This is a genomic window from Blautia sp. MSJ-9 (assembly GCF_018919065.1).
Taxonomy (GTDB): Bacteria; Bacillota; Clostridia; order Lachnospirales; family Lachnospiraceae; genus Blautia_A.
The window spans coordinates 21,530-27,529 of the sequence record NZ_JAHLQG010000009.1; the positions used below are offsets into that span (position 1 = coordinate 21,530).

Genomic DNA, 6,000 nt, shown 5'->3' on the forward strand with positions numbered 1-6,000 from the left:
TTGATAATAAGTACCAAATACTTAGAAGAAGGAGATTAAAATTATGAACAGGAAAACAGTTAGCATAATATTATCTGCGGCACTTGCTGTCAGCACATTAACTATGCCTTTACCATGGAATCAATATACGGTAAAAGCTGAAGAGTTAAATTTTAAAGAAAACGGGTACGATACTCCGGAAGAAACAGCGCTAGCTTTTGTAGATGCAATGAAAAATACGGATATTGAACAAATGCTTAATCTATTTGCAATAGAATCATATGTACAGCATTACAATATACCAGCATCTCTGAATTCAGATTCATATTCTATATCAACGTCTCTACTGCCAATGGACGATAATACCTTTGCTCAGAATATGAACCTTGTTCAAAGAAAGTGTGACATATTTTTCTCTATGCGCTGTCTGTATTTAAGTCTCTCCAGTTGTTTTGATTCTAACGTTATTTCATTTGATATGATAGAAAATGAAACCAGCGAAGACATAATAAATGATTTCAGCAAGATAAAAAATGAAGACGATATATTTAACATCGAAGCTACAGGGATTCAAGATATACATGAACTATATGACAAGCGTAGTGTTTCGAATACAACTTACGATGATTTCATAAACACCTATAAACAAGAGCATCAGGAAGAATATGGATATGACGACTGGGTGCCTGTAATTGTTCAATGCAATTGGAATAATCTTCCAATCTTTCTGTGCATGGAAGTAGCAAAATATGAAGATACGTGGTTAATTCTTACGTTAGGCGGGCTTCCCATTAGCATCTTAGGCTACCCATTTCGGCAAGTAATAACTCCCGCATGTCTATCAGAAGATGAAGATGCACAGACTCTGTTTTCGACCGATCTTACGGAAATGCTTGACGAAATTACTCAAAAAGAATCGGCAGAAGACTATGAGTCTGAAGAAACAGTTCATGAAGGATACGATACTCCTGAGGAAGCAATAAACGTATTTTTTGAAAACATAAAACAAAATGATCTGGAAAATACGCTTTCTTCAATGGGTCCTACTTTACAATATCAGAATATAGATCTAAAACAAGAAATAGAAAGATCCAGACTCTATCAGGTTGTTCTTAACAACAAAATTCCCTTATCCGGTAAAGTAGTAAATCTATTAAATCAAGAGCAAACTAAATCCAAAAATATATACGACATAAGAAACTGTTATTTATCTTTGGTGAGCGATGGTGTAGATTATAATACCGATACAGGTTATGGTATTTCAGATTCTGAAGCATTTACAAATTCGCTGAAAGGATCCGATTGTTCTGATCTGCAATATGGAAATATTACTGAAATATCAGATATACAAAGTTTAGATAAAAATAAGTCCAATTATAGTGATCAAATTATACCCGATGAATTAAAGACCTTTTCTGTAGATATCAAATTAGGAGAGCATTCTGCTACGGATAATGTACAATGTTCTTGTTATAATGGACAATGGGTCGTTACTCTGTTTTATCCACAAAAATAATAATCAACACCAAAAGGCTACACACCAATTTGGTGCGTAGCCCCTTCTCTTCTGCAATATCCTTCTTTCACATAAACAGACATATTTTACTACATATTTAACATAATTTTCCCTTCTCTTCTCAGAGCGAATTGCGCCATTCCATTTTTTGTAGTATGATTATCAGAAGACTTAAGAAAAAGGAGTTTTACTTAACTTTGAAACTTGCAATTTGTGAAGATAATCCAGTACATTATAATATGATACATACTCTCCTGAAGAAGTATCTGAAGGATTCTTTTGAAGTGACGCATTTCACATCCGGTGATGAATTTCTTCGGGTGGTGGAGGGGGAGGGGTGTCCTTATTCTATTGTTCTGACGGATATTGATCTTGGCTCTGATGATTTGAATGGTATCTCACTTGCAGATAAGATTAATCACCTGAGTCCGGACACTCAGATTATTTTTATCAGTCAGTATTTGCAGTACGCTACCGCAGTTTATGAAACAGAACATGCCTATTTCATACACAAACAGCAACTTGAGGAATATCTTCCTCTGGCTTTAAAAGCTGCCTGCCGGAGACTGGAAAAGTTACATACACAGTATCTGTATTTTTCCGGAAATTCACGTAATTATCAGGTGCTCTGTTCAGATATTCTTTATCTGGAACGTAATTTGCGGCAGACTACGCTTTATACCAAATCCGGAACTTATACAACCAAAGAGAAATTAACGACTCTTGTTGAACGAATGAAACCGGATTTCTGCATCTGTCATAACAGTTTTGCTGTAAATCTCCGCGCAGTGCGGACTTACAGTCACAAAGGAATTGTGCTTTCTGATAGTACAGAGATTCCTGTCAGCAGATCTTATTATCAGCAATTTAAAGACGCTTTTGCTTTCATGATGCTTGCCAGTCACGGGGAGGTGCAGTAATGGGTAGTCATATGATTAATTTATTCTTGTGTATTCTATCCAGTCTTTATCTGTGTTTTGGTCTGCTTTACTTTTGCTGCAGGATCCTGCCTTGCAGACAAAGGATCTCACTACCACTTTTTTTGTGCCTGACACTATTTGAAACTCTGTTATTTTGGCTTAAGCGGGAGTTACATCATAATGAAATGACAATTCTGTTTCAAATTACAGCATTTCTTGTGATAATCTTTTTGTTTCAGACATCTTTAATGAAAAAATTAGCTGTCTATTTTATTTTTCAGCTGTTGACAATCTGTCCGGAAATTTTATGTACCAGTGTTTTCATTGAACTTCATAATCTTTTTGTACCGACCAATATCTATACACCCCACAACCTGATATCCAGTTGTTCACCTGCTGAATATCTGGTCATTGAACTCTCCAATATTCTGCTTGGACTGTTTCTTCTCTGGAAAATTTCAGAAATCCTGAAACAATGTATTGATCATTTAAAAGTGCTTACATGTTTACAACTGTTGCTGCCACTGGTTGCTCCGGTTTTGCTCAATGTTCTAATTGCCATTCAGAAAAAGTCTGAAGCAGTTCTGACACTCAGTATCATATACTGGTTTGTCTGTATCAGCAGTTATCTGCTGTTCCTGCGTGCAGTCCGTTCTTTAGATCAGCAGCATAGAGAATATTTGCAGAAAAAAATGGAAATTGAATTAATGAAAAAACAAATGAACGATTCCGTTCAGCTAAGTAATGAATATTCCAATCTCCGAAAATGGAATCATGACATTGAGAATCACATCATGTCTGTCATGTATCTGATGGATATGAAAAAGTATGAGGAAGCAGGGACATATATCTCTTCTGTTTTGTCTCAGCTTAATCTTAACCGGAAAGAAACCTGCCAGAAGGAGGATTCCCATCATGAAGAAGAACATTAAATTGATTCCTTTATTTCTCTTCCTTTTTGTATTCCAGCTGCTATATTTTCTGTCCACAATTTATACAGAAAAAATTGATTCTATGTTTCTGATCCTGGCTGTGTTTATGATCATTATCAGTGTCCTTCTATACCGTATGCTTTCTGATGTATTAAAGAAATCTGACATTGAAACGGAATTGTCTTTTCTTCAAAAGCAGAAACAATTAAAGCAGGAGCAGGACTACAGTCTTCAGATTCGTAGACAGAATACTCAAGATTTTCAGTTCAAAACTGTACAGGGGCTTCTGGATTTCCAGACACTCCTGAAACAGGGAAAATACGAACAGGCTGATGACACGCTTAGAAATCTGAATCAGACTTTTCAGAAAGAGCGTTTTCATCCTTATTGCCAGAATAATCTCCTGCTGGCAATCCTGGAGGGAAAACGCATTCGCGCAGAACAGAATCATATCCAGATATCCTATGAAATCCTTTTACCGAAAAAGATTTCTATTGATACAGTTGACCTCAGCAGTGTGTTTTTTAATCTTCTGGATAACGCCATCGAAGCCTGTAACGCATCCGGCAATTCCAATCCTGCGATTCGGCTTTCCGCAAATATTTCCAATGGATTTCTGACGGTTTATATGCATAACACAAAGAATCCGGCACAGACTTTTACACACCAAACTACAAAATCGGAACCGGGTTCTCATGGATATGGGCTTTCTATTATTGAAGATATCTGTCAACGGTATAATGGGTCTTATCAGTGGATTAATCATGGAGATGTGTTTGATTCTATTGTTTTACTGCAACTACAATAATTTTATCTATAGCAATTCTAGTGTACCGATAAGTTGATTCTTGAAATAAAAAATTTAGACGCGAGATTGTTCAAGAAATCAACTTGTTGGTACACTAGTGTACTGACCACTTGTAATTTATGGTAATTGTATCTGGGGATTTTAATCCCCAGATGATTCAAATTTTGGATAAAGTGAGAGCAGTTTTGTACGGGCCTGTGGAGTTGTAAAATGCCACAATACTTTCCCGCAATCCTCATTCCTCATTTTTTCCCATGCTACTAATTCCTGCTGTACTTTTGAAATAGAATCTAACCTTCTGGCAAGGCATTGTCTTGTCATTACATTTAACTCAATTTCAGCAATGTTCAGCCAACTTCCATGTTTGGGAGTGTAGTGTATTTCCAGCCTTTTCGCATAACTGCGTGCTTCTCGTGCAGGATACTTTTTGTACAGTGACGCAATCATATGTGTATTTAGATTATCCATAATCAGAATACTCTTTGAATGATCTGGGTAGCACTCTGTCAACAGATACTTTATTTCTTCTGCCCAATCAAGTGCTGTTCGTGTTTTCCGAACATTGCTGTGACGCCAGCCACGCAAAGGCTCTGTAAAGATAAAAATACTACAGGTTCCTTCTCTGACATATTCGGAGTCGATCTTCTGATTATCTCCAGGGCGCAGCGGCAGTGCTTCACGGACATCACCCAGACACTGATAAGGTTTTTCATCCATGCATACGACAGGAAGTTCCGGATTGTACGGCATTTCGTAGATATCAAGAATATCTTCCATATTTGCAACAAACTCAGCACTTTCTTTCGGCGGAATACACCAATAGTCATTCATGTGAGGTCGAAGTTCATTTTTTTTAAAGCAAGCCGAATCGATTCTCGTCCGATTGGTTCATCGAATTCCAAACGTACCTGTTTTTCTAAAAGGCGCAATGTCCAACGGGCACGACCATCAGGCGCAGGGCCGCAGGCAATACGAAGTATTTCTGCTTCCATACGACCATCCAGTTTGCGTCTGGCATTTGAACGAGGATTTCGATTGATTTTGATAATCGCAGGAATACCACCTTTTACGTAAGCAGCAACAATATTGGACACAGTTGATTTACTGACGCCAAATGTTTTGGCTATCTGCATTTGAGTAAGGTGCTGCGGTGCATTTTCATCCAGTTCTAATAATATTTGACAGCGTCGTATTGTCATCTTACATGTTTTTTTATTATGAATAGTAGCATTAAGTATTTTCTTATCATCGTCTGATAAAAGAATTTTGTAGGTTCTTTTTCTTGCCATATAATCACCTTCATTTTTCTTTTATCATACCACATATTTACCATTATTTACAAGTGGTCAGTACACTAGTACATCGTTTCGTAAATAATTATACCAATCGCGCAGAATGCGGATTCGAGTGTGCAAATGAAAAATCCCTCTGAGTACCGCCCATTTCTATAACAGTACCAAGAGGGATTTTTCTGAAGGAATTTTATGTATAGTATTTTGGTAAGATGGCTTATTTATTTTCCCCTATAGATATCGGAGATGTGAATTAAAAACTTTATCCTCACACGACTGAAGTCGCGTGCTTCCAGACGCTTTAGGCGTCAGACTAAATATCGGCGGATACGCCTGTAACTTAGGTCAGCGCAGTTATGCGCATTTTTCCATGCCAGATATGGCAAGTTCCCACATTGCAGGTAGTCCGCTGTATATCTGCCTGCATTTATGCTGCCTTTAAGATTTCCATTTGTAAATGAAGTTCTTTCAGATCTGCATAAACACATGAGGTTCTACGCTTTACCGGAGGGACTTTTGCCTCCAGCAAAGACCTTTCCGTTACCGGAAGGGG

The 6,000-nt window shown here is 37.4% G+C and carries 6 protein-coding genes; 4 read left to right on the forward strand and 2 right to left on the reverse strand.

Translation table 11 applies throughout. The features are described 5' to 3' along the window. The first annotated feature begins 43 nt into the window (after window positions 1-43). From KQI87_RS01835 to KQI87_RS01850, 4 genes are all read left to right on the forward strand, one after another. Window positions 44-1,495 carry a hypothetical protein gene (locus KQI87_RS01835; RefSeq protein ID WP_216458657.1) on the forward strand — a complete coding sequence of 484 codons (1,452 nt, stop codon included), beginning with the start codon at window positions 44-46 and terminating at the stop codon, window positions 1,493-1,495. 197 nt (window positions 1,496-1,692) lie between these two features. Then, window positions 1,693-2,415 carry a LytR/AlgR family response regulator transcription factor gene (locus KQI87_RS01840; RefSeq protein WP_216458658.1) on the forward strand — a complete coding sequence of 241 codons (723 nt, stop codon included), beginning with the start codon at window positions 1,693-1,695 and terminating at the stop codon, window positions 2,413-2,415. 248 nt (window positions 2,416-2,663) lie between these two features. Next, entirely contained in the window at window positions 2,664-3,347 is a 684-nt protein-coding gene (locus tag KQI87_RS01845) for a hypothetical protein (RefSeq protein WP_216458659.1), read from the forward strand. Next, window positions 3,331-4,155, forward strand: coding sequence for an ATP-binding protein (locus KQI87_RS01850; protein ID WP_216458660.1), 825 nt, complete (start codon window positions 3,331-3,333; stop codon window positions 4,153-4,155). Before KQI87_RS01845 ends, KQI87_RS01850 begins: the two co-directional genes overlap by 17 nt. Before the next feature lie 141 nt (window positions 4,156-4,296). Here the strand turns inward: KQI87_RS01850 and KQI87_RS01855 are convergent, their stop codons facing one another. Continuing rightward, window positions 4,297-4,986, reverse strand: a complete 690-nt coding sequence (locus KQI87_RS01855) for an IS630 family transposase (RefSeq protein ID WP_216458661.1) — start codon at window positions 4,984-4,986, stop codon at window positions 4,297-4,299. Continuing rightward, on the reverse strand, window positions 4,983-5,444 hold the full coding sequence (locus tag KQI87_RS01860; RefSeq protein WP_216458662.1) for a helix-turn-helix domain-containing protein: 462 nt from the start codon (window positions 5,442-5,444) through the stop codon (window positions 4,983-4,985). Before KQI87_RS01860 ends, KQI87_RS01855 begins: the two co-directional genes overlap by 4 nt. Window positions 5,445-6,000: the final 556 nt, after the last annotated feature.